This window comes from Selenomonas sp. KH1T6 (assembly GCF_900108415.1).
GTDB lineage: Bacteria > Bacillota > Negativicutes > Selenomonadales > Selenomonadaceae > Selenomonas_B > Selenomonas_B ruminantium_A.
In genome coordinates, this window is record NZ_FNWN01000035.1 from 1 (window position 1) to 23046 (window position 23046).

Here is a 23046-nt window from a genome sequence, read left to right on the forward strand (position 1 = left end):
CTTCCTCTTGGCCTTTCAACGAGGCGGGAGATATTAACTCGCCGCCTGTTAGTAAGTTACCGCCCCCACTTATAGAAGTGGGGGACATCTTGTACTCGTTATAAAAAAACCTTCCCCTTGAGGGGAAGGCTTATAGTTATGCTTCTTCCGTCTGCTGCCAGGAAGCCCTGATAGCCTCGGCACGTTCCGTGACCCGCTGCATCAGGCCCAGCCGCAAAGCGCTGGCGGGTTCTTTCTCTCCAGACATTGGCTCTATGCCCATGGCCTGGAGATAACCTTGCAGCCTTGCCAGTACCTTGTCCGGGGCCGCGTACCATTCGCTGCCCCGGACTCGCAGGAAGGTCCAGCCCAGGCGCATGAGCACAGCCTGCTGGCGCTGTTCTTCCACAATCTCTTCATTTCCTGCATACCAGTGCTCGCCCTGGCAGTCGATAGCCACCAGCCTGCCCTTACCGGCCACCACCAGCCCCAGCTGACCGCTACCGGTCTGCCAGTTGTTGTAAACTTCAAAGCCGGCCAATTCCAGCGCCCTGCCCACAGCAACTTCCAAGGAGCTGAGTTCCCGGGCGCTTTCCTGAGGCTTGGCAACAGCATTTTCCCTGATGTATTCCAGGAGCCCCCGGCGCAGGTCATTTGACTTGAGGGATTCCAGCGACATGGAGTGCACTGCCCAGAGCTGGTCACGGCTGCGGCTGACGGCAACATTATAGCGCTTCACATTGTCCGCCCCCCGGCCTTCACCCAGGAGCCGCAGCTGTTCCTCCCCGGAAGCGCTGTCCACCAGCGAAAGGAAGATGACATCCCTTTCATCCCCCTGGAACTGGGCAGGACTGCCTGCGATAAAGCCGCAGTCCTCCAGCGCGGTAATGCCGATTTTCTCCGCCGCCAGTTCCCGGATAAGACGTGACTGCTCCTCACCCAACAGGGAGATGGCGCCGAAGGTCTTGCCCTCGTACTCAGGCTGCTCCAGGCAGGCCGCCAGCAAGGACACGATTTCCTCTGCTTCGCAGGGATTCTTCTTGGTGCCCTCTTCCCTTTCCCCTGGCACCTGCCAGTCAATCAGAGGCATGAACGGAGAAGAAACACCTTCTCTGAGGGGACGTATGCGGCCATCATAGCAGAGCTTGTTGCTGTAGCCGACGATTTCCGGCACAGAACGGAAGTGCTCGGAAAGCAGCCGGGCCTGGAAGTGCATCTGGGCCAGGTCATAAATAGAAGTATCAAGCGTATAGAGGGAAGCATGGTCAATGACTCCCTCTATGGTGGCAGACTGCAGGGAGAGAATATCCTCTGCCTGCACGCCGATATCAGCCGGACTCACCTGCTGGTCATCACCCACGATGATCACCCGCTTGCCGAAATACAGGAGGGGCAGGGACAGGATATCTGCCTGACTGGCCTCATCAATGATGATCAGGTCAAATTTAGGCGCATCGGCAGGCAGGTTCTGCCACACCCGGGAAAGGGGCATGATCCAGGCAGGCACCGCCCTCTGAGCCTCCAGCATGCAGGCCCTCGCCTCCCGCAGATGGCGGGCGGCATACTTGCCCGTGCCCTTGCCCAGCTTCTTCACGGCCTTGCTCCAGCCCATAAGGCTGGCCTGCAGTCCCGTGCCCTCGACTTTCTCCAGCAGCTGATACCAGGCCAGGGCCTCGGCCAGCTGGGTGGTGACTTCCTGCAGCTCTGCCGTCAGGTCCCTGACCTCGGCAGCCACCCTCGCCACATTCACCCTGGGGGCTGCATCCATTTCCATTTTCAGCTGCTCATAAGTCCAGGCCGCCACTGCCTCCTGCGGCGCCTCCAGTTTCAACCCCACCTGATTTTCCAGCTGCTCTGCCCAGTGTGGAGCGCTCTCTGCCAAACGGCCCAGCAGTTCCTGCCGCCTGCGGCAGCGCGGCTTGACTTCCTGATAGTGCCTGAGGCGGTTATAGGCTTCCTCGTAGAGGGCGCTGTCCCCTTTGGACACAGCTTTCCTGAGTTCCTCTGATACCTTGCCCGTGGCATCCTTCAGGATGTCCCAAAGCTTGTCCAGTGCTCTGTCTGAGCGGCGCTCCACGTAGGAAAGGTGCACCAGCTTCAACCAGCGGGGCAGGTCTTCCTGCAGCCAGTCCAGCTCCTTGTCCAGGGCAGTGGCAGGGGTCAGGAACTCCCCCTTGATGCAGATATTGTCCCAGATGATGCCCGCCTGCTCGCACTGGCGGCGAATTTCCAGCATAGTATCATCCCGCCAGTCCAGCAGGGACTTGAACTCCTGCCAGCGGGCCTGGCAGAGGTCGTCCAGATCCTCCTCACCTGCCGCCATATCGTCATAGGAATCCATGCCCAAAGGCACCAGCAGCTGCTCCCACTCCCGGGAGAGCTGAGTTCTCGCCTCATGGAGGGACACGTACTGCATAGCCATCTGGCAGTCCAGACGGCTTCCCAGGGGCTTGCCATCTATGAGAAAGCCCTGCTGTACCTTGGTGAGGTCTGAACGGCGCATCTTCGTCCACCAAGGCAGCTTGCCGCTGACGTCAAATATTTCCGCCAGCTCTGCCAAAGATTGAATCAGAGCCTTATCCAAAGGCAGGTTCAAGTTGTACTTGAAGTCATGGCCAAAGAACATCTTGATGTACTGGGATTTCAGCTGCTGCACCCGCTCGATATCACGGCCCAGCATCTCCCAGACTTCCCGGCGGGCACCACCCTGGCTGCCTGCCAGCACGGCGGCCCTGGCCCAGGGCACAGATAATCGTCCCAGGTCCAAAGAATCCAGATAGATCTGAGCCTGCTTCAGGAAATCCGGCACCAAATCCTCTCCCACCACCCGGCGGCCTTCGCAGAGGAGCTCCTCCTTGTGGTCGATGACTGCCTGGGGCAGGGCTGCCAAAAGCTCTTTCTCATTCCTGATGATCCGCTGCTCCCGCTCCAACAGCTCGCCGGCCCTGGCAGGGGGCAGCAGGGAGAACACATCCGGCAGTTCCTCCCTGAGCTCGCAGAGGCTTTCTGCGTCAAACTCGCTGTTCAGCAGGTAGAGTTCCTCCAGTTCATTCCTCTCCAAAGGGAAATCCCGCCCCCGCACCAAAGGCAGCGGCAGACGCCCGGCCAGCTCCTCATGTATATGCAGATAATCTGCCATGCGGGAAAGAGACCAGGCCTTGCCCCCCAGGTTGAAGTAGTCACGCTTGGCTTCCAGCTGACGCACCTCTTCCAAAGTGCGGCGCTTGCCATTCAGTTTCTTCAGCACTGTATCACGGCGCTTGGAGAGGTCATCTGCTTTCTGGCGCATTTCCCCGGGCGTTTCCCGTGACATCATCTCGCAGATGCCCGCCACGGACTTTTCCATATCCGCCCGGGCTCCCTCCAGCAGGGAAACACAGAGGTTCTGCAGACCTTCCGGCAGCTTGTCCTTGAGCACTGACAGGGCCTTGCTGGTGGCAGAGGTCACCAGTACATGCTGGCCCTGAGCCAGAAAATGCCCCAGCAGGTTGGCGATGGTATGGGTCTTGCCCGTGCCGGGCGGCCCCTGCACCACCACGGCAGGCGCCTGCTCTATCTCCCTGGCGATGGAGAGCTGCTCTGCGTTGGCAGGCTTGGTAAGCAGGATGTCTGCCGCCTCGCCCCTGGCATCAGAGAGCAGCTGTTCCCCTTCAGGCTCCGGCAGGATGACCTTGGTGGGTTTGAACTCTGGGTCCACGATTTCCAGCATGGCCTGGGGAATCTCGCCGCCCCCTTCGATTTGTTCCGCAATGGCTGCTATAGCCTTGGACAGCCCTGCATTATGACGTCGCAAGTAGAGGCAGGGACGGGGATAAATCAGATACCAGTCCGTGGGCAGCAGCTCAAAGCGCTGGGCCGCCCAGCGGCAGTTGGGGGTGAGGATGGGGGCCGTGCTGTCAAAGAACTCCTTGAGCTTCCCGGACAGGGGGTGGATGCCCTTCTCGTCCATCCAGGCAGCAAACTCCCTGACTCCTTCCCCCTTGATGCCCGGCAGGTCCTGAAAGAGCTCCGTGTAAAGCTCCGTGGCGCTCTCGCCGTCCACCACCTGCATCTTGCCCCGCTTGTCGTAGACCAGCCGCACCTTTTTCAGCAGCATGGGGTGCTCTATCTCTGTATCCAGGCCGTTCAGGAAGCAGGCATTGCCCACCACCAGTTCCAGCCCCTCAGGGTCCTGCCGAAGCCTGTCATAGAGGCCGTAAAGGGACATAAAGAGCTTCTGTGTGCGGCTCTTTACCATTTCCCCAGCCCGCCAGAGACTCCTGTGGCGCTTCCAATCCTCAAAGGCAGCCAAACGCACTCCGGAATCCACAAAGCGCTCGATGATTTCCCCCAGCCGCGGGTCGTTCCTGCTGCGCTCATCCCGCACCTCGATTTCTGTCACCTCGAAGTTCTTCCAGTCAGGTGTCCTCACCCAGCCAATCAGGTCAAAGGGCAGCTCCGGACAGGGGGTAAACTCCGGCTTTTCCACCTCAAAAATCAGCCCCTCGGGAGCTCCGGTAGGCAGTTCATCTTCCGGGCTATAAAGGTGAATACGCTTGGGGTCCATGGGCAGGGAACCAAATTCCAGACACCAGTCCTCATCCTGCAAGTTCTTCACGAGCTTCTGGCGCAGATTGCCCACCTGCCGCAAATAGTCCAATAATTTCAGCATCTTCTTCTGATTATCCACAGCCTGCAGCTCCTCTACAAAAAATTACGGACAGCAGTACCATGTAAACACTGCTGCCCGCTTACAAAGTCCCTTGTTATTAATAGTGTCATGAAAATACCGCAAATTAGGCTTTTATTTACTCTGACAGAATAAACTCAATATGCACCGTGGCAGAAAGCTCCAGTTCTCCCGGAGAGACAGGCGTCTCCACTGCCATTTCATTATCTGCCTTGGCTGCTGCCAGCATGGACATGGAGTAGCTGCGGGTCATATAGCCGCTGTTCTCCTCTGACACCTGCCTGAGGCCCACAATCCTCTTGCCCAGGGCGCCGGCAATGACCTCAGCCTTGCTGCGGGCATCTGCCACAGCATTCTTCAGAGCCATCTGCTCCAGACGCTCGGGAGCCTGCAGGCCAAACTCCAGGGAATCAACCTTGTTGGCTCCGGCATTCAACGCCCGGTCAATAATCCTGCCCAGTTTGGAAAGGTCCTTCACCTCCACCCTGAGGGTGTTGGCAGCCGTATATCCCTTGAGCTTGCGCTCGCCGTTCTTATATTCATACTGGGGCTGCATGGAAATATTGGAGGTCCTGATATAGCGCTCCTCCACCCCCAGAGCCTTCACCGCCTCAGTGACAGCCTGCATCTTCCGGGCATTCTCCGACTGCACCTCCTGGGCCAACCTGCCATCAGTAATCACGCTGAGGCTAAGCCCCGCCTGATCAGGAGCCAATTTAGCCTGCCCAGCCCCCTGCACCGAAAGCCCCGGACCTTCCATAGCAGAGGTTGATTGTAATGGTGCTATTACTAATAATACTGCTGCTAATAAACTAAAAATAAATACTCGTTTTGTCATTATCTCCACTCCATAACTTATACTTGCAAGCAGTAAATTTTCCATTTAGGAGAGCTACGTTTATAGCCAGCCTTACCTCCACCGCTTGCGGGGGAGGGGGACCACCGAAGGTGGTGGAAGGGGGAGACGATCAGTCGTCTATACCCTTCGAAGTCTCTTACCCTCCTCGCCCCTTCCACCGGCTACGCCGGTCCCCCTTCCCCGTTTCACGGGGCAGGTAAGGCCTACAATATACGTGGTAATTCTATAAATCAGCCATACCCAAAAGTATCAGTGTGACTGCGGCGGCGAGCAAGGCTCCAGATACTTATCCCCCTTGAGGAACTTCTCCTCAAAATTCTCCTCGCTCTCCGGATGCCCAAAAAGATACCCTTGAATGGCATCTGCCTTGCACTTCTCCGTCAGCAGCTTGTATTCCTCAATATCCTCCACGCCTTCAATATAAGCCTCTATACCCATGCTGTGGCAGAGGGCCACCACATACTCCACCAGCTTCTTGTCAAAATCATTCTCCAGGATCTTCTTCACGAACTCCCTATCAATCTTCACGATATCGCAGGAAAGATTCTTGAAGGAAGCCAGGGAAGAATATCCCGTGCCGAAATCGTCCATGGCAATCTTGATGCCTGCCTGGCGGAAGGCGTCGAATTGCTGATTCACAAAACTCCAGTCCGCCACAATCTTGCTTTCCGTCAGCTCCAGTACGATGGCCTCCGTGGGCAGTTCATAGCGTTCCAGGCACTCCAAAGCGTATTTTTTGAAGGAAAGGTCCTTCACCTGCTCATAGCTCATGTTCACGCTGATGCGGAAATTTGGGCGCACCTTGCGCCATTCCTTGCAGATTCGCACGGCTTCCCGGAAAATCCACTTGCCCACAGGCACAATCAGCTTGGTTTCTTCCAGAATGGGGATGAACTCCATAGGCGCTACCATGCGGCCCTTGGGATTCCTCCAGCGGAGCAGGGACTCTGCCCCGATAAGCTCCCTGTCACTAGCCCGCACCTGGGGCTGGAAGAAGAGGCTGAAACCCTCGCAGTCATTTTCCACGCAGTCCCAGAGAGAATCCCGCATGGTAATGGAGCGCACCCAGCGATTGTACTGCTCCTTGCTGAAAAGGCAGTTGCGGTTCTTCCCCGCCTGCTTGGCCAGATCCATAGCGGCCTCGGCGTGCTTGTGCAGCACCAGATAGTCCTTCCCCCCCTGGGGATAGAGCACAGTGCCGGCAGAAACCGTATTGAAATACTGGCGGCCATCCACGGTATAGGGATGAGCCAGACAGCCCTGAATAGTGGCAAAGAGCTCTGCCACATCCTTTTCTTCTGCCCCCGGGCAGACAATGGCAAACTGATCCCCGTCCAGCTTGTAGAGGGTCTGTTCCTGTGGCAGCACGGCCTCTATCTGCCGTGCCACCTCTTTCAGCACCCTGTCTCCCACCACCCGGTTGTGGGTTTCATTGATGATCTTGAAGTTGTCCAGACCAAAGACCAGTATGGCACCGCCTTCACCGGTGGACCGGTAGGAGGAAAGGGCAGACTTCACCGCCCGCTCAAACTGGTATTTGTTCAGGAGGCCTGTGACCTCATCTGCCTGATTGCGCTGGGACAGCCTGGTCATGACCCCGGTGAAGATGCTGGGACGTCCCTCCCGGTCAAGGCCAACACAGCCACGGCAACGTATCCACACATAGCCATCCTTGCGGCTCTTCACACGGTATTCCAGCAAATGTTCCCGTGACTTGTGCTGCAGGACTGTCTCGATGGATTTTCGATAGCTTTCCCGCTCCTCGGGGTGTATCAGCGCGAACCAGAAACGGTTGAAATCCTCCAGAATTTCCCCGGGCAGTTCAAAATCCTGCACCAGGTTCGGAGATACCATCATCATGTTTTCCTGCATATCTGCCAGAAAGAGGTAGTCGTCAGTGGTCCTTTTCAGCAGGTCAAAAAAGAACTTGAAGCGTTTTAGATTGGGGCTGAGCGGCAGCCTGTTCATTTTTCTCATGGTCATCATCCTACTATTCTCTATAGTTACAGCTTTTTAATACATTCAAGGCCGGCCCTCCTTTCTCCTGCCTGAAAAAGAAAAAACCCGCTCCTTATAAAGAAGCGGGTTCATTATGCAAGGAATAAGCCTTAGTGGTTGAAGATATTCTTCAGGGCCTGCTTGTTCACATCGCGGTTCAGCTGAGCAAGGTAAGTGGTCAGCTTGATCTGCTTGGGGCAGACCTCCACGCAGTTCTGGCTGTTGCCGCAGCTGGTGATGCCGCCCTTCTCCATCAGGGCGTTCAGGCGCTTCGGAGCGTCGAACTTTCCGAGGGGATGCAGGTTGAAGAGGTAAGCCTGTACCGTAGGAGCAGGTCCGATGAAGTCGGACTGGGGTCCCACGTTGGGGCAGGCCTCCAGGCAGCAGCCGCAGGTCATGCAGTGAGAAATCTCATAAGCAGTCTGTGCGGTGTAGGGATTCTGGATGGGAGCGTCCTTGACGTCCCAGCTGCCGTCCACTTCCACCCAGCCCTGGATCTTCTTGAGGCTCTCGAACATGACGGAGCGGTCAATGAGAAGGTCGCGGATAACCGGGAAGGTACGGGCCGGTGCCAGATGGATGGGCTGCTGCAGGTTGTCCACCAGGGAGCAGCAAGCCTGACGGGGAATGCCGTTGATGACCATCATGCAGGCGCCGCAGACTTTCTCCAGGCAGTTGCACTCCCAGACTACGGGAGCTACGCGCTTGCCGTCAACGGTGACGGGGTTCTTCTGGATTTCCATGAGTGCGGCCACCATGTTGAGGCCGGGGCGGTATGGTACATCGAATTCCTGGGTATACGGCGCGCTTTCCGGGCCGTCCTGGCGCTCGATGATGAGTCTGACCATTTTCTGTTCTGCCATTTCTTATAATCCTCCTTCGAGCGTATCAGGTTACTCTTTCTTAGCCACAGCGTAGTTACGGGCACGGGGCTTGATAAGGGAATGATCGAATTCCATGTAGGAAACCTGGGGCTCCTCGGTCTTCGGATCATAGTCCACGATGGTGGTCTTCATGAAGCGTTCATCGTCGCGGCCCATGAATACCAGCTCGCCCTGCTCGTCGGTCTGACGGTTGCCATTCGCATCCAGGACGATCTTGGCATGTGCGCCGCGGGACTCGTCACGGCAACGGGCACCCTTGGTGACCACCATAGCATAGAGGATCATGTTGCGGAGCTGGCGCACGAACATAGCTTCCTGGTTAGCCCAGTTGCCATGGTCGGTGACACCGATGTTATCCCAGCGCTTGAGGATTTCCTTGAGCTCCTTGAGGCACTGGTCAAGGCCGATGTTGTCGCGCTCGATGGACACGTACTTGTACATGATCTCACCCATCTCATGATGGAGCTTGTGAGCGTTCTCAGGGCCGTTCATGTTGCGGATCTTGTCGAACTCAGCTACGCACTCCTTGCGGGCTGCTTCCATCTCTGCCTCGGTGAGGGGATCACCCAGCTCGCCACTGCGGGCCCAGCGCAGAGCCTCGGGGCCGGAAACAGTGCCGGAGTAGGTAGCGGACAGCAGGGAGTTTGCGCCCAGACGGTTTGCACCGTGATACTGGTAGTCGCACTCGCCGGAGGCCATGAGGCCGGGGATATTCGTATGATGCAGGCGGTCTACCCAGATGCCGCCCATGGAATAGTGGACGGAGGGGAAGATCTCCATAGGCACATCAGCCGGGCTCTTGCCCACGAAGTCAGTGTACATCTCCAGGATGCCGCCCAGCTTGCGCTCGAGGTAGTCACGATCGATATGGGAGAGGTCGAGATACACGCGGTTCGGCTCATGCATGCCGAGACCCATGTGGACGCAGACCTTGTAGATGGCACGGGATGCCACGTCGCGGGGCACCAGGTTGCCGTAAGCCGGATACATATCCTCCAAGAAGTACCAGCGCTCTTTCTCGCCGGTCTCCGGGTTGTCACGCCATACCCAGACACGTCCGCCCTCACCGCGGCAAGCCTCGGACATAAGACGGTTCTTGTCTGGGCCGGGGATAGCCGTGGGATGGATCTGGATAAACTCAGGGTTGGCCAGATGTGCGCCATCCTTATACACAGAGGTCACAGCGGAGCCGTTGCAGATAGTGGAAGCGGTGCAGCGTCCGAACACCATGCCCGGGCCGCCGGTAGCCAGGATGACCACGTCAGCCGGGAAAGCCACGATCTCGTTGGAGTTCATGTTCTGCGCCACGATGCCGCGGACAACCCCCTGCTTGTTCTTGATGACCTTGATGAATTCCCAGAACTCATACTTGGTCACCTTGCCCTTGACTTCCCAATGACGAACCTGCTCGTCCAGAGCATAGAGAAGCTGCTGGCCCGTGGTGGAGCCAGCGAAGCAGGTGCGCTTGTTCTTCTGGCCGCCGAAGTTACGGAGGTCAAGCACGCCCTCGGAAGTGCGGGTGAAGGGCACGCCCATGCGGTCAAACATCTTGATGAGCTTCGGAGCTGCCTCAACCATGCCCTTGACAGCCAGCTGGTCAGCCAGGAAGTCGCCGCCGTAAACCGTATCATCGAAGTGCTCGTAGATGCTGTCATGCTCGCCCTTAGTGTCCATGCAGGCGTTGATGCCGCCCTGAGCGCAGAGGGAGTGGGAACGCTTCACGGGGCAGTAGGAGAACAGGTCTACCTTGCCGCCGCCTTCGCAGATTTTCATGGTAGCCATAAGGCCGGACAGACCGCCGCCTACGACTATGATTTTATTTTCAGGTGCTTTAGCCATTGATATTCTCCTTTACATCACGAAATAGCTGCCCATGAATGCCAGAGTCACGAGGCACAGAGCCGCGCAGAGGCACATGCTGAGAGCACCGATCACATTCTGGATGCGGGGACCCTTGGCGATGCCCCAGGTCATGCAGAAGGTGGTGATGCCGTTGCAGAAGTGGAAGATAGCAGCGAACATGCCGATGATGTAGAGAACTGCCACGATGGGGCTGCCAGTGAAGTAGCTCTGGAGGAGCTCATAGGAAATAGGCGTGCCCGTGATGCCCTTGGTGAAGACACGGAGATAGAACACGTGCCAGATCAGGAAGACCACCAGGAACCAGGCCGTCCAGCGCTGGAAGGCGAACTGCCAGTTGCGGATGTAGCCCATGCGGCCAGGGTTGTTGTTGGCCTGCAGGCAGATGTAGATGCCGTACAGAGCATGGAAAAGCAGGGGCACGGCGATAGCGCCGATTTCAATGCCCAGGAAAATTGGATGGGGAATGAGCTCCATCATAGCAAGAGCGCCATTCAAGGCTTTCGGACCGCCCAGAGCCATCGAGTTGGTGAAAATGTGCTCGAATATGACTCCGCCAAGCACCAGCAAACCAACTATGGAGTGCAGGCGGCGCAGATAAAAAGTAGTGTGAAACATTCTGTACCTCCTAAATATAATTATGCCAAGGCGCCACCTCCGGCGCCCCACCGCTCACAGAGGAACGGTCAGGCACCGGCAGGGACACCGCTTACACCAGTTCAGATGTCTCAATAACCCTTCAGGGTACGATACTTGGCCTGATTGGTCTCATAGAGGCTATTGCCCTCGCAGTCGATGACCACGATGGCAGGGAAATCCTCTACCGTCAGGCGGGCTACGGCCTCAGGGCCCAGCTCCGGATAGGCCAGCACTTCGTACTTCTTCACAGACTTGGCGATAAGGGCTGCTGCGCCGCCTACGGCAGCGAAGTAGGTCACGCCGTTCTTCTTCATGGACTCAATGACTTCCTTGGAACGAGAGCCCTTGCCGATCATGCCCTTGATGCCCTGGTCCAGCATAGTGGGAGTGTAGGCATCCATGCGGCCGGAAGTGGTGGGACCGCAGGAACCGATGGGGTCGCCCGGCTTGGCCGGCGTAGGTCCGAGATAGTAAACCATCTGGTCCTTCCAGTCCACGGGCAGCTCCTCCCCACGGGCCAGAGCCTCGGTCATGGCCTTGTGGGCTGCGTCGCGGGCAGCGATGATGGTGCCGGAAATCAGCACAGCATCACCAGCTTTGAGCTTCCTGGACATTTCCTCTGTAAACGGAGTCTGTATGCGAATCTGTTCTGCCATTATTATTCCTCCCGTTCCTCAAAGTACCTTGTGGCTGTGGCGCATAGCATGGCAGCAGATGGTCACTGCCACCGGCAGGCCTGCGATGTGAGTGGGGCCCCACTCGATGTTCACAGCCAGAGCGGAAGTGGTGCCGCCCAGCTGGGGACCGATGCCCGTCTGGTTGATGAGCTCCAGGAGCTCCTCTTCCAGCTTGGCATACTCAGGCATGGGGTTGCGCTGATCGATGGAACGGGTGAGTGCCTTCTTGGACAGGAGGGCTGCACGATCCATGGTGCCGCCGATGCCGATGCCTACCACCATGGGCGGGCAGGGGTTCATGCTGGCATGGAGGATGATGTCCATGACAGCCTTCTTTACGCCTTCCACGCCATCAGCGGGCACCAGCATCTTCACGCCGGACTTGTTCTCGGAGCCGAAGCCCTTGGGAGCAACAGTGATCTCCAGCTTGTCGCCGGGCACAATCTCGGTGTAGATGACACCAGGCGTATTATTCTGAGTGTTCTTGCGGTTGAAGAGAGGCTCTGCCACCACTGATTTTCTGAGATAGCCCTCGGTATAGCCCTTGGCGATACCCTCGTTGATGGCATCCTCCAGATTGCCGCCAGTGATATGCAGGTCCTGGCCTACCTTCAGGAAGACAATGGTCATGCCCGTATCCTGGCAGTAGGGCCTGTCTTCTGCCCTGGCGATTTCTGCATTGCGGATAATCTGGTCCAGCACGTTCTGGCCTACGGGAGATTTCTCAGTCTCGCGGCCGCGCTTGAGGCCTTCATAGACATCCTGAGGCAGGTAGTAGGCTGCTTCCTTGCACATCTGTGCGACGGTTTCAGTGATTTGTTTTGCGTCTAACTCTCGCAAAGTTATCCCTCCCATAAATACAACTTATCACACATCTGTGGTCCATAATAGCACATTTCGTCCTTGTTTTCAAGCAATTCACAAATGCGAGAAGCCCGCGAAAATACTGAAGCGGATTCACTTTTCCGCTTCCCTTTACGCGGGTGGGATAGCACAGGTATGCGATACTTACCACATCACCTGCTTATTCTATTTCAACCTGGGAAAATCCTGCTTTATGAGGAGTATTTTTTAAGAAACTGCTCTCAGTAAAGCATGCTGGCATCCGTATCCTCAAGGCGGAGCAGCCTTACCTGGGGCTCCCTGCCCTTCTCCAATTCCAACAACATGAAAGAACCGTAGGAATCATCCCGCGGCCGGCCGATGCTGCCAGGATTAAGGATGGTGAGGCGGTCACTGCCTGCCGGGCTGATATCTGCGATATGGGTATGACCGTAGACAGCAATGTCCGCTCCCATATTGAGAGCATTTTCCGCCAGAATCTCCGTACCATAGCGCACCCCGTGCTCATGGCCGTGGGTGAGCATGATGTGGAATCCTTCCAGTACCACCATCAAATCCTCCGGGTCCTTGCTGTGAGGCCAGTCCCCATTGCCGGCTACCTTGTAGACTTTCTTGCCGGAAGCCATCTCAAGGTATTCCGCATCCACCACAAAATCCCCGGCATGAAGCCAGCATTCCACTTCATTTATCCCCGGCATGGCCAGCATCATATCAATGGCGGCGGTATTGCCGTGGCTGTCGCTTACCAGTCCTATGATCATAAGACACTTTCCTCCAGCATTTTCTTCAGCTTTTCCATAGCCCGGGCCCGGTGGCTGATGGTGCCCTTCTCCTCCAAAGTCAGCTCTGCCATGGTGCGCCCGGAAAGCTCCCCTTCCGTCACATAGAAGTAGGGGTCATAGCCAAAGCCGTTATCTCCCCTGCGGGGCTCCTTCACCACGCCTTCGCAGCTGCCGGAAGCTGTGAGCTCCGCCCCATCAAGGCCGGCAAAGGCAAGCACGCAGCGGTAGGCAGCCCTGGACTCAGTCACACCTTTGGCCGCCAGCTCTGCCAGAAGCTTTTCATTGTTGGCCTCATCGTCCCCATGATGGCCGCAGAAGCGGGCCGAATGCACCCCAGGGGCGCCCCCCAAAGCCTCTACCTCAAGTCCCGAATCGTCCGCCATGGCAGCGCAGCCAGTTTTCTCACGATAGTAACGGGCCTTTAGAAGAGAATTCGCCTCAAAGGTCGTTCCATCCTCTATTGGTTCGGGAATTTCCGGGAAATCTTTCAGGGAAAGTATTTCTACGGGCAAATCCTGAAGCATTTCGCGCATTTCGCGCAGCTTGCCCTGATTGCCAGTTGCCATAAGTATCTTAATCACCAAAATCCTCCTTCGATAGCAGGAACATTAATCGCCGACCTTACCTGCCCCGTGAAACGGGGAAGGGGGACCGCCGCTAGGCGGTGGAAGGGGCGGAGGTAACGTTACGGCTTCGATTCCCCCTTCCACCGGCTTCGCCGGTCCCCCTCCCCCGCAAGCGGTGGAGGTAACATCTACCCTTCACGTCCAACTAACCAGACCAGTTCACCGCCTAAAACATCTTTCTGATAGGAAATCAATTCGCGGCAGCCTTTCTCTCCCAGGGCCAGCAATTTATTCAGCTCCTCATGGGTGAAAGGCCTGCCTTCGCCGGTGCCCTGCACTTCCACGAAGCGGCCTTCCCCTGTCATGACCACGTTCATATCTACAATGGCCTGGGAGTCCTCCTCATAGCAGAGGTCCAGGATGGGCTCCCCCTCATGGCTCACGCCTACGCTGATGGCAGAGACGAAATCCTTCACCGGGAAGATGCCCCCTTTCTGATAGAAGGTGGAGCAGGCCTCCACCAAAGCCACGAAAGCTCCGGTAATGGAAGCGGTGCGGGTGCCGCCATCTGCCTGTATCACATCGCAGTCAATCATGATAGTGCGCTCCCCCAGGGCCTTGGTGTCCACCACAGAGCGCAGGGCACGGCCTATGAGGCGCTGTATCTCCTGGGTGCGGCCGGACTGCTTTCCCTTGGCGGCCTCACGGGGGCTGCGGGTGCCCGTGGCACTGGGCAGCAGGGAATACTCTGCCGTGATCCAGCCCTCACCGGTGCCCTTCATGAAGAAAGGCACGCGGTCCTCAATGCTGGCGGCACAGATGACCTTGGTATTGCCCATCTCTATGAGCACCGAGCCAGCAGGGTATTTCTGAAAGCGGCGCTCCATGCGGTAGTGACGCAGATCACCCGCACCGCGCCTGTCTGTTCTAGGCATATAGTTCTCCTTTTGTAATATGAAAATAAGGGACTTGCGTCCCTTATCATATAAAAGCCTGTCTCAGCTATTCTTCTCCTGATACTGCCTATAGTTCTTGATAATGCAGATAGGAGTCTTCTGGGAAGCATTGCCAAACGGATTGTCAATGAGCAGCTTGGCTGCCAGCTCACCCTTCACCCCGGAAGACACGCCCACCACACGGGAACGCTTGAGGTCGTTGACGTCTGCAATCATGGCGCCGAAGCAGCCCAGCTTGTCCTTCATCTTCTGGGCCATGCCATAAGGGTCCCCAGGACCGTAGACAATGCACTTGTCGAAGGGGGGCATGGTGCCCGTCACATCGTCAATCATAGCCGTCTGCTCCCCGCCCCACTTGTAGAACAGGCCGGACTGGCCAAAAATCTTGCCCACGAAGCCTGCGAACAGCGCAAAGGCCACACGCCACTTGCCTTCCACATTCATGAGGCTCTGCATGCCGTGTGGGCTGGCCAGGCTGCCGTAATCGGGAATGAAGCGGCAGCAAAGCTGTGCCAGACAGGAAATCTCCAAATCCTCCGGACGCACATAGCGGCCCTGGGTGATGGCTACCACGCTCTCGGCACTGCAGACCAGATCATCGGGGCCAATCTTCCCTTCAGTATAATGCTCAATAGCTTCAATAATATCGTCCTTGTCTGTCAGGATGCGGGTGGGCACCGGGATCAGTTCAAGTTCTTCTGCCATTTCCGTGTCCTCCTTAATCCTTCACCAATGTCACGCCTGCCAGCCGGGCAATTTCCTCAGCGGTAATTTCCAGGCGCACCTTCTTGTATTTCCAGGGTGTACGGCCCGTCTCCATCCAGATGAAGTCCACGCCGATGTCCACCATGTGTGCCAGGGCTTCCTCCAGGCTAAGGCCCTTGCGGGGGCTCAGGGCAATCTTGGCCCAGATATCCAGCTTGTCCGGCGCCTCGCCCTTGCGCTGGATAAGCACAGCCTCGAAGTAATCATCCTCGCGTGGTGCCCCCTCCAACTCAGCCTTGCCCCGTGCATCAATGCCGTCATACTGCTCATAAGGCAGTTGTGGACGCGCGATGGCATCCATGATTGTGGCACACTGCTTGCCCTCATTGGCAAAGACCAGCCTCTTCTTCAGCACCAGTTTGTTCTCATCTTTGCTGTCCAGCTCCCAGGCTGCCCCGGTGTGGACCTTGACATTCTCCTTGCCTTCCACAGCCAGAAAAAGCTGCACAAAGACCACAGCCAGAACTATCAGGCCGAGAATTACATACAAAACCGTCAAAACTTATTCCTCCCTAGCTTCCTCATCTTCCATCGCCCGCTGAAAGATTTCAAAATACTTGTCTGGCAGGCGGGTGATTTTTCCCGTATCCCTGTGGGTGAAGACATTCTGTGAATGCCCGGTAACCAACACCTCGCCTGTGCTTTTCCGCAGGATGCGGTAAGCAAAGGCCATCTTGGCCTTGGTAAGTGCAGTTGCCTTGGTCTCGATGATGAGCACATCATCAAAACGCCCCGGAGAAAGATACTTGGCATCAATCTTGGTAATGGGGAACACATAGCCGTCATCCATCATATCGTCCAAAGTCAGGTCATAATTGCGCAAATACGCCACCCTGCCAATCTCGAACCAGCGGATATAGTTGGCATGATGTACCACCGCCATGGCGTCAGTATCAAAGAAATTAACCTTGTATTCAACAGAAACAGCCAAAGCCATACCTCCCCGAGAAACAACATATATAATTTAGACCAAATGACATTCAAAGTCAAGTTAAGGCATACATGCGGCCCAGCCGCTGCAAGTAGCTTTCCAGCCGGTGCAGTTCTTCCTTATCCTGCACCCGGCGGCCTGAATAGTAATACTCAGTAGAAGGAGCATTCTTCTCCAAAAGGTTCCTCTCCTTCAAGCGGCGGATAAGCTCCCGCACTGTGCCCCCGTTGCCATCCACCAGAGAGACATTCCCCGGCAGTATCTCACGGAAGGTATCCTTGAAATAATTGAAATGCGTGCAGCCAAGCACCAGCGAAGAATACTGGGAAAAGTCATAGACAGAAAGCTCCCTTGCCAGATAATCCAACACCGCCTGAGAATTGAACTCCTGATTTTCTGCATACTCCACCAGCCGGGGCAGGGGGTGCAGGTCCACCAGATGCTGCTTGTCCACATGCTCAATGAGGACCTTCATCTTGTTGCCCTTCACAGTGACGGGGGTGGCCACCACCAGCACCCTGTGCTCCCCGTCCATGTCCAGTGCCTTCTTGGCAGCAGGCTCCATGCCGATGATGGGCAGGTCATAACGCCTGCGCATCTCCGTCACCGCTGCGCTGGTGGCGGTGTTGCAGGCCACCACGATGGCCTTGACCCCCTTGCCCACCAGGAAGTCAAAAGCATCTGCCACCAGCGCCTGCACTTCCTCTTTGGACTTGGTGCCATAGGGCACATTATCTTCATCCGCAAAGAAGACGAACTCTTCCTGCGGCAGGGCCTTGCGGGCCTCATAAAGAACAGAAAGTCCGCCAATGCCGGAATCAAAGACTGCGATTTTCATGAAAAACCTCCATATAATTTGGAAGCAGTTTACTTACTAACAACCCGTTAAGTATAACTCAAATCAGTGTTATTTGCCATAGCAAAATACATTCTTTTAATAGGAAGGAAGTCAAAGCAGCTTGATTGCTATTGTTCAAGCCGCCAATCCCTTTCATACACTTTACATCAATTTTTAATCAAAAGTTAATTGCCCTTTAAAGCTCCTCTAAGGACCGCCCTTTATAATAAAATCATCGTCAGCAAGGCGATAGTCGTGATAGGCGCCCCAAGGGCGCAGGAAACAAAAGGAGGAGTTATATGTTCGATCTCAAAAAATTCACCGCAATGGCTGCCATAGGTGCATTCGCCTTCAGCGCAGCCGCCACCACTTACGCAGCAGTTCCCCAGCAGAAGGAGCTCCCCAAGGCCGAGCAGCCGGCTCCCCAGCTGAAGCAGGACCAGAAAGACAAGCTGGGCGCCAGGGAAGATGTCATCCAGATTGACCAGATGGGTGACTATGACGGCAAAGACCAGAAAGATATAAAGGACGTCAAAGACGCTAAAGATGTCAAGGATGTGGATGTCAAAGACATCAAAGACGCCAAGGACGTAAAGGAAACTAAGGGAGCCGAAGACGTCAAGGATGCCAAGGGCCAGCAGGCCATGACCCCTGACGTGAAGGTAATCCCCGTGCCCCAGGACAAGAAGACTGCTAAGGCAAAGGATGCCGGCCAGAAGGCAGCTCCTCAGGACAGCCAGAAGGTCACCCAGCCTGAGCATAAGTAAGGCACAACTCCACACAGGTGCAACACACCAACTTCATCATACTACAACAACCACAGCGAAACGCGAAACAGGCCGTGCAGGAAACTGCGCGGCCTGTTTCATTCATGAATACAAAAAACGAAGCCTCCGGAAGTCCGGAGGCTTTTGATTGCAAATGGTGCGACTGGGGCGATTCGAACGCCCGACCCTTCGCTTAGGAGGCGAATGCTCTATCCAGCTGAGCTACAACCGCATACAAGGTATTTTAACATATATGTGTTGGTTATTCAAGGAAAATTTACGCTTATCCTATACGTTACCTCCTTACTTTTTCTTTGTCGCAAAGAAAAAGTAACAAAAAGAAAACGCGGACTGAAATCACATCGTGTGATTTCCGCGTCCGCGGGGCCCATCCATGGGCCCAATTTATAGTTTCAATTGTCTTTTAGTTAGCTTATGGAAGCCACTGCTGCTTCTGCTTTTTCGTCGCGGCGGACGAACCAGCCGGCCAGCAGGGTGCCGGAGATGGAGTGCCAGGCGCAGGACACGGCGCAGGCCAGAGCTGCGTGGGGGTAGATGGCGAAGTGGGCTACGGCAAGACCAGTGGCAAGACCGGCGTTCTGCATGCCTACCTCAATGGACAGAGTGCGGCGTTTGGCTTCGTTCATGCCTGCAAAGCGGCCCACGAAGTAGCCCAGGAAATACCCCACAGCATTGTGAGCCAACACCGCCAGGAAGATAACTATGCCGGCAGTGAAGAAGTTGCTGCCCTGCAGGGCAATGACACCGCCCACGATGAGGGCCAGTCCAATAACAGCCACAGAAGGCATCACCTGGCGCACATCATCCATGGTACGGGTCTGGCCATAGCGATAATTCAGCAGGAAGCCCAGGAGCACCGGAGCAATGACCGCTTCCACGATAGTCAGGAACATGCCTGCTGCCGGTACTTCAATGCGTTCCCCCGCAAGGAGAAGCACCATGGCAGGCGTCATGAGAGGTGCCAAAAGAGTGGATGCAGTGGTCATGCCCACAGACAAGGGCACATCCCCTTTGCAGAGGAAACTCATGATGTTGGAAGAAATGCCACCGGGGCAGCACCCCACCAGTATGAGGCCCACGGCAATCTCATCTGAAAGCCCCAGGCTCTTGGACAGGAAATATGCTGAGAAGGGCATGATGAGATACTGGGCTGCAGCTCCGATGAAGATATCCAGAGGACGGGAAGCCAGCACCTTGAAATCCTTCGCAGTGAGGGTCAAACCCATGCTGAACATGATAATGAAGAGAATAATAATCTGGCTCTGCCCTTTCACCCAGCCAAACATCTGCGGCACGAAGAAGGCAATAATGGCTGCAATAATGACGAAAGCCGCCGTGTGCGATGCCAAAAATTGCGCTGCCTGTTTCATTCTCTCCATAATAAATCCCTCCAAAATGTTTTTCATACACGGACAGATATTTATCCGACGATGTTTTGTATGATACACCCCACGTGTAACTTTGTCAAGTTGTGAAGTAAAAGATATTTGTGTTCATACATGAAAAAGGAGGCCTTGCGGCCTCCCCTGACTGTAATCAATATCAAAGTTTGAACTTCTGCACCTCTGCCTGCAGATCCGTGGCCATCTTGGCCAGGCTGCGGCTGGCGTTGGCGATTTCCTGCACGGAAGCGCTCTGCTCTTCCGTAGCGGCAGATACCGTCTGAGACTCCTCAGCGGCGCTGCGGCTGGCGGCATCGATGGTGCGCACATGGCCCACAATCTCTTCGCCATTCCTGGCCATACCGGTGATATCCGTGCTGATTTCCTGAATCTGGCCGGAGACATTCTCCACCAGCTCGATGATCTTGCGGAAGGAATCTCCCATGGAAATGATGTTGGCGGCGCCCTTCTGCACCTCGGCGTTGCCCGCTTCCATGCCACTGATGGCATTGTCGATATCGCTGCCCACAGCTTTCAAGAGGTCTGCAATCTGCTGGGCTGCCTCACGGGAGGACTCAGCCAGCTTGCGGACTTCCTCTGCCACCACGGCGAAGCCGCGGCCCTGCTCACCGGCGCGGGCGGCCTCAATGGCTGCATTCAGGGACAGGAGGTTGGTCTGCTCGGCAATGCCGGTGATGGTCTCAACGATTGCCACAATTTCCGAAGACCTTTCGCCCAAAGCCTTCACCACTTTCATGGACTCCAGGCTGCTGGCCTCGATATGCTTGATCTGGGTGATGGCTTCCTCCAGGGTCCTGCCGCCGTCCCGGGCAATCTCTGCTGCCTGACGGCCTTCGCCAGCGGCGGCGCTTGCCTCGCCGGACACTGTCTGGATGGTACCGCTGAGGCGCTCGATAGCCTCGGTGGTGGAGCTTACAGCTCCCAGCTGCTCGTTGGTGCCCTGAGCCACCCGCACGATGGAATTAGCCACCTGATCAGAAGCCTGGGCGGACTGCTCAGTGGTAGCATTGAGCTCCTCTGAGGAAGCAGCCAGATTCTGGGAGAAATCATGAACAGAGCGCATGACCTTGGCCACACTTTGGCGCATATCACGCACCGCCTGAGCCAGGATGCCCAATTCATTTTCCACTACGACCTTGGCAGGACGGTCTTCAAAGTTGCCGGAAGCCAGCAGCTTCAACTCATCCACCATAGCTCCCAGGGGTGCCATGACCTTGTTCACCGTCATGACGATGCCCAGGGAAATGACCACCAAAATGATAATGGACAGGCCTGCCACAATCTTCAGCAGGCTGTAAACAGGCGCAAAGAGCTCAGACTCATAGGCGACGGCTGCCATGCTCCAGCCCGTGGCCTTCACCGGAGCATAGAAGGCAATCATATTCTCCCCGTCTGCCCGGGTGAACTTCAGCCAGCCTTCTTCTCCTGCTGTCATCTTCTGGCCCAGCTCTCTCAGAGCCGGATCCTTTTCATCGGTGATTTTCTCCTTCATGATGGCTTCTTCATTTGGATTGACGATATAAGTGCCATCCTGTGCCACCAGATAGCTGTAGCCCTGGCTGCCAATCTTGAAGGCCCCCACCTTCTCCCGGGCGGCATCCACATAAACAGCTGCCAGCACCATGGCCACATTCTGGCCGGAAGGATTCTTGGCCAGAGCGATAGAGTTCACTATAATCTTGCCAGTAGCCTGGGAAATGACAGGAGGCGCCATAAAGGAGTCCTTCTCCCCCTTCATGGTTTCCTTGTACCAGGCCTTGTCGGCATTGTGCATTTCCTTGTAGCCGGCCTTGGTCCAGCCATGCAGCAGGCCGGAACCGTCAAAAGGCCCCCAGCTGACACTGTCGTAGACGCCAGGATATATTTTCTCCATCAGTTTCAGGCGCAGCTCATTGTTGGCAATCAGCTCTGCCTGAGTGTCAGGCAGTCCCCTGGCTGCCAAGGAATTGGCCGTCATCTGGGTTTCCAGCATGCGGGCCGCCATCCAGTCAGAGACACCATCCGCCACTTCGGCGGTAGTCTTCTCGGAGCCGGCCACCAGCTGTTCCTCAAAGGCAGAACTGGTGTACTTGAAGATAATGCCTGAAAGTACCAGGAGACCAACTATGACCACCGGCAGCACGAAAGCCAGGATTTCGGCCTTCACTGTCTTTGGTCCTCCTATGGATTTCACGTTGATTCCAGCCATAGAAATACCCTCCCTCTCAATAATCTCCATTGCCTGTACTATTCGAAATCCCTTGGGGAAATACCTGCTGGAATAAATATTAATTTTTCTGCGCTCACACATTCCCCAGATGCACATATCGCAAATGCTTTTCCGCTATTCCCTGTAAGCGCACCAACGTTTCTACGGGAGTGGCAGGCTCATGCAAATGGAACCGTGGGAAATAGCGGGACAGGTGCAGAGGAATTTCCGGAGAAAGAGAAGCCAGCCACTCTGCCTCCCTTTCCATTTCCTCCGGGCTGTCATTGTGCCCCGGTATCACCAGCGTCGTGACCTCCACATGGCATCCTGCCTCGTGAGCGGCGCGTATATTCGTGCGCACCAGCTCAAAGTCTCCCCTCACCCACTGGTAAAATTCCGGCGTAAACCCCTTGAGGTCGATATTCAAGGCATCTACCAACGGCAGGAGCTTGGCAAACGGCCCTGTGGAAAGCGTCCCATTTGTCACCAGCACGACTTTCATCCCCGCCTCTTTCAGCAGCCGTGCACAATCCCGCACATATTCATAATTCATCAAAGGCTCATTATAGGTGAAGGCCACGCCAATATTCCCATGCCTCTCCCGCGTATCCAAAGCCAGCTCCACCAATTCCTCCGGCGGCAGCCGATAAACTCTCAGCCCCGCCCCCTCATCCTCATAGCAAAGGTCAGTCTCCCCTGCCTGGGAAATGCTGTAGTTCTGACAGAACGGACAGGCCAGATTGCACCCAAAGCTGCCCACGGAAAGAATCCGACTGCCGGGATAAAAGTGGTAAAGGGGCTTCTTCTCTATAGGGTCCAAGGCCACCGAAGTCAGCAGACCATAAGAAAGCGAAGCCAGCCGCCCTCCACGATTCCCCCGAGACCTGCAAAAGCCTGTGTCACCATCTAACATCTGGCAGGCGTGGTGGCAAAGGTGGCAGGTGAGTTTATTATCATTCATTTTCTATGACTCCCGCAATATTCTGGATAGTGCTCCTGTAGACGAAGATTTTACCATCTAAGAAATGGAGGTTGTACGATATATACCATGCGACATTGCTATTATTTAACTCAAACTTCGCAGTTGTGAAACTGCCAAATTATTCGACTTGTACCATTTCCTAAAAAAATAGCATAAGCTCTCTCCGTTTTGTATAATGAAAGTGACAGCAATCATAACATAAACGGAGGGCTTATGCCATGAACATTGTATCACAGAATCATATCTTTGGTGAACAACTTTCTTCAAAAATATCTTGTTTCCTGGAAGAATTCCATGTTGGCAAGATACTCAAGGCCTGCAATGCCTATAAGGTTCGCGGTTTCTCTGTAAGCAATGTGTTTAAGGTTGCATTCGAGAATGCCTTTCGCAACAAGTCCTTTTATCAGCAGGAAAAGATGGATTCATCTGTTATTCCCTT

19 protein-coding genes, 1 tRNA gene and 1 pseudogene are annotated in these 23046 nt (G+C 55.5%); 2 read left to right on the top strand and 19 right to left on the bottom strand.

Annotated elements, in window-relative coordinates; all coding sequences use genetic code 11:
• Positions 1 to 136: 136 nt before the first annotated feature.
• The 15 genes from BLW59_RS14595 to murI all read right to left on the bottom strand — a co-directional run bounded on the left by BLW59_RS14595 (position 137) and on the right by murI (position 17246).
• Positions 137 to 4648, bottom strand: coding sequence for an AAA domain-containing protein (locus BLW59_RS14595; RefSeq protein ID WP_074698373.1), 4512 nt, complete (start codon positions 4646 to 4648; stop codon positions 137 to 139).
• Positions 4649 to 4766: 118 nt separating this feature from the next.
• Entirely contained in the window at positions 4767 to 5531 is a 765-nt protein-coding gene (locus BLW59_RS14600; protein ID WP_081348557.1) for an SIMPL domain-containing protein, read from the bottom strand.
• Between the two features lie 225 nt (positions 5532 to 5756).
• A complete protein-coding gene (locus tag BLW59_RS14605; protein ID WP_074698383.1) occupies positions 5757 to 7484 on the bottom strand; it encodes a putative bifunctional diguanylate cyclase/phosphodiesterase in 1728 nt (575 codons plus the stop codon).
• A 131-nt stretch (positions 7485 to 7615) separates the two neighbouring features.
• The gene (sdhB, locus tag BLW59_RS14610) at positions 7616 to 8368 is read right to left on the bottom strand and encodes a succinate dehydrogenase iron-sulfur subunit (protein ID WP_029541471.1); all 753 of its coding nucleotides are present in this window, start codon (positions 8366 to 8368) and stop codon (positions 7616 to 7618) included.
• A 30-nt stretch (positions 8369 to 8398) separates the two neighbouring features.
• Entirely contained in the window at positions 8399 to 10228 is a 1830-nt protein-coding gene (sdhA, locus tag BLW59_RS14615; RefSeq protein WP_074698375.1) for a succinate dehydrogenase flavoprotein subunit, read from the bottom strand.
• A gap of 12 nt (positions 10229 to 10240) precedes the next feature.
• A complete protein-coding gene (locus BLW59_RS14620) occupies positions 10241 to 10867 on the bottom strand; it encodes a succinate dehydrogenase (RefSeq protein ID WP_029541474.1) in 627 nt (208 codons plus the stop codon).
• A 110-nt stretch (positions 10868 to 10977) separates the two neighbouring features.
• Positions 10978 to 11544, bottom strand: coding sequence for a Fe-S-containing hydro-lyase (locus BLW59_RS14625; protein ID WP_029541477.1), 567 nt, complete (start codon positions 11542 to 11544; stop codon positions 10978 to 10980).
• Between the two features lie 18 nt (positions 11545 to 11562).
• A complete protein-coding gene (locus BLW59_RS14630) occupies positions 11563 to 12405 on the bottom strand; it encodes a fumarate hydratase (protein WP_029541480.1) in 843 nt (280 codons plus the stop codon).
• A gap of 245 nt (positions 12406 to 12650) precedes the next feature.
• On the bottom strand, positions 12651 to 13169 hold the full coding sequence (locus BLW59_RS14635) for a metallophosphoesterase family protein (RefSeq protein ID WP_029541482.1): 519 nt from the start codon (positions 13167 to 13169) through the stop codon (positions 12651 to 12653).
• The gene (locus BLW59_RS14640; RefSeq protein WP_175463469.1) at positions 13166 to 13771 is read right to left on the bottom strand and encodes an XTP/dITP diphosphatase; all 606 of its coding nucleotides are present in this window, start codon (positions 13769 to 13771) and stop codon (positions 13166 to 13168) included. The genes BLW59_RS14635 and BLW59_RS14640 overlap by 4 nt, the downstream gene beginning before the upstream one ends.
• A 173-nt stretch (positions 13772 to 13944) precedes the next feature.
• On the bottom strand, positions 13945 to 14691 hold the full coding sequence (gene rph, locus BLW59_RS14645) for a ribonuclease PH (protein WP_074698377.1): 747 nt from the start codon (positions 14689 to 14691) through the stop codon (positions 13945 to 13947).
• Positions 14692 to 14754: 63 nt separating this feature from the next.
• On the bottom strand, positions 14755 to 15417 hold the full coding sequence (locus tag BLW59_RS14650; protein ID WP_074698378.1) for a F420-0:Gamma-glutamyl ligase: 663 nt from the start codon (positions 15415 to 15417) through the stop codon (positions 14755 to 14757).
• Between the two features lie 13 nt (positions 15418 to 15430).
• On the bottom strand, positions 15431 to 15976 hold the full coding sequence (locus BLW59_RS14655; RefSeq protein WP_029541493.1) for a hypothetical protein: 546 nt from the start codon (positions 15974 to 15976) through the stop codon (positions 15431 to 15433).
• 3 nt (positions 15977 to 15979) lie between these two features.
• A complete protein-coding gene (locus tag BLW59_RS14660; RefSeq protein WP_074698384.1) occupies positions 15980 to 16408 on the bottom strand; it encodes an acyl-CoA thioesterase in 429 nt (142 codons plus the stop codon).
• 55 nt (positions 16409 to 16463) lie between these two features.
• Positions 16464 to 17246, bottom strand: a complete 783-nt coding sequence (gene murI / locus BLW59_RS14665; protein WP_074698379.1) for a glutamate racemase — start codon at positions 17244 to 17246, stop codon at positions 16464 to 16466.
• A gap of 299 nt (positions 17247 to 17545) precedes the next feature.
• Between murI and BLW59_RS17500 the strand changes: the two genes are divergently transcribed.
• Complete coding sequence (locus BLW59_RS17500) at positions 17546 to 18013, top strand: hypothetical protein (protein WP_139283703.1); 468 nt, start codon at positions 17546 to 17548, stop codon at positions 18011 to 18013.
• A 155-nt stretch (positions 18014 to 18168) separates the two neighbouring features.
• Here the strand turns inward: BLW59_RS17500 and BLW59_RS14675 are convergent.
• The 4 genes from BLW59_RS14675 to amrS all read right to left on the bottom strand — a co-directional run bounded on the left by BLW59_RS14675 (position 18169) and on the right by amrS (position 22586).
• A tRNA-Arg gene (locus BLW59_RS14675) sits at positions 18169 to 18245 on the bottom strand.
• A gap of 196 nt (positions 18246 to 18441) precedes the next feature.
• Positions 18442 to 19413, bottom strand: a complete 972-nt coding sequence (locus BLW59_RS14680; protein ID WP_074698380.1) for a bile acid:sodium symporter family protein — start codon at positions 19411 to 19413, stop codon at positions 18442 to 18444.
• Between the two features lie 163 nt (positions 19414 to 19576).
• A complete protein-coding gene (locus BLW59_RS14685) occupies positions 19577 to 21625 on the bottom strand; it encodes a methyl-accepting chemotaxis protein (RefSeq protein ID WP_074698381.1) in 2049 nt (682 codons plus the stop codon).
• Positions 21626 to 21719: 94 nt separating this feature from the next.
• Positions 21720 to 22586, bottom strand: coding sequence for an AmmeMemoRadiSam system radical SAM enzyme (gene amrS, locus BLW59_RS14690; RefSeq protein WP_074698382.1), 867 nt, complete (start codon positions 22584 to 22586; stop codon positions 21720 to 21722).
• Positions 22587 to 22825: 239 nt separating this feature from the next.
• Here amrS and BLW59_RS14695 point away from each other — a divergent pair.
• Positions 22826 to 23046: pseudogene (locus tag BLW59_RS14695) on the top strand (transposase); the annotation flags it as partial.

Bases quoted from the DNA above. Each gene is read 5' to 3' on its own strand.
- BLW59_RS14600 (WP_081348557.1), bottom strand. From the start codon at position 5,531: ATGGAAAATTTACTGCTTGCAAGTATAAGTTATGGAGTGGAGATAATG.
- BLW59_RS14605 (WP_074698383.1), bottom strand. From the start codon at position 7,484: ATGAGAAAAATGAACAGGCTGCCGCTCAGCCCCAATCTAAAACGCTTC.
- sdhB (WP_029541471.1), bottom strand. From the start codon at position 8,368: ATGGCAGAACAGAAAATGGTCAGACTCATCATCGAGCGCCAGGACGGC.
- sdhA (WP_074698375.1), bottom strand. From the start codon at position 10,228: ATGGCTAAAGCACCTGAAAATAAAATCATAGTCGTAGGCGGCGGTCTG.
- BLW59_RS14620 (WP_029541474.1), bottom strand. From the start codon at position 10,867: ATGTTTCACACTACTTTTTATCTGCGCCGCCTGCACTCCATAGTTGGT.
- BLW59_RS14625 (WP_029541477.1), bottom strand. From the start codon at position 11,544: ATGGCAGAACAGATTCGCATACAGACTCCGTTTACAGAGGAAATGTCC.
- BLW59_RS14635 (WP_029541482.1), bottom strand. From the start codon at position 13,169: ATGATCATAGGACTGGTAAGCGACAGCCACGGCAATACCGCCGCCATT.
- rph (WP_074698377.1), bottom strand. From the start codon at position 14,691: ATGCCTAGAACAGACAGGCGCGGTGCGGGTGATCTGCGTCACTACCGC.
- BLW59_RS14650 (WP_074698378.1), bottom strand. From the start codon at position 15,417: ATGGCAGAAGAACTTGAACTGATCCCGGTGCCCACCCGCATCCTGACA.
- murI (WP_074698379.1), bottom strand. From the start codon at position 17,246: ATGAAAATCGCAGTCTTTGATTCCGGCATTGGCGGACTTTCTGTTCTT.
- BLW59_RS17500 (WP_139283703.1), top strand. From the start codon at position 17,546: ATGTTCGATCTCAAAAAATTCACCGCAATGGCTGCCATAGGTGCATTC.
- BLW59_RS14680 (WP_074698380.1), bottom strand. From the start codon at position 19,413: ATGGAGAGAATGAAACAGGCAGCGCAATTTTTGGCATCGCACACGGCG.
- BLW59_RS14685 (WP_074698381.1), bottom strand. From the start codon at position 21,625: ATGGCTGGAATCAACGTGAAATCCATAGGAGGACCAAAGACAGTGAAG.
- amrS (WP_074698382.1), bottom strand. From the start codon at position 22,586: ATGAATGATAATAAACTCACCTGCCACCTTTGCCACCACGCCTGCCAG.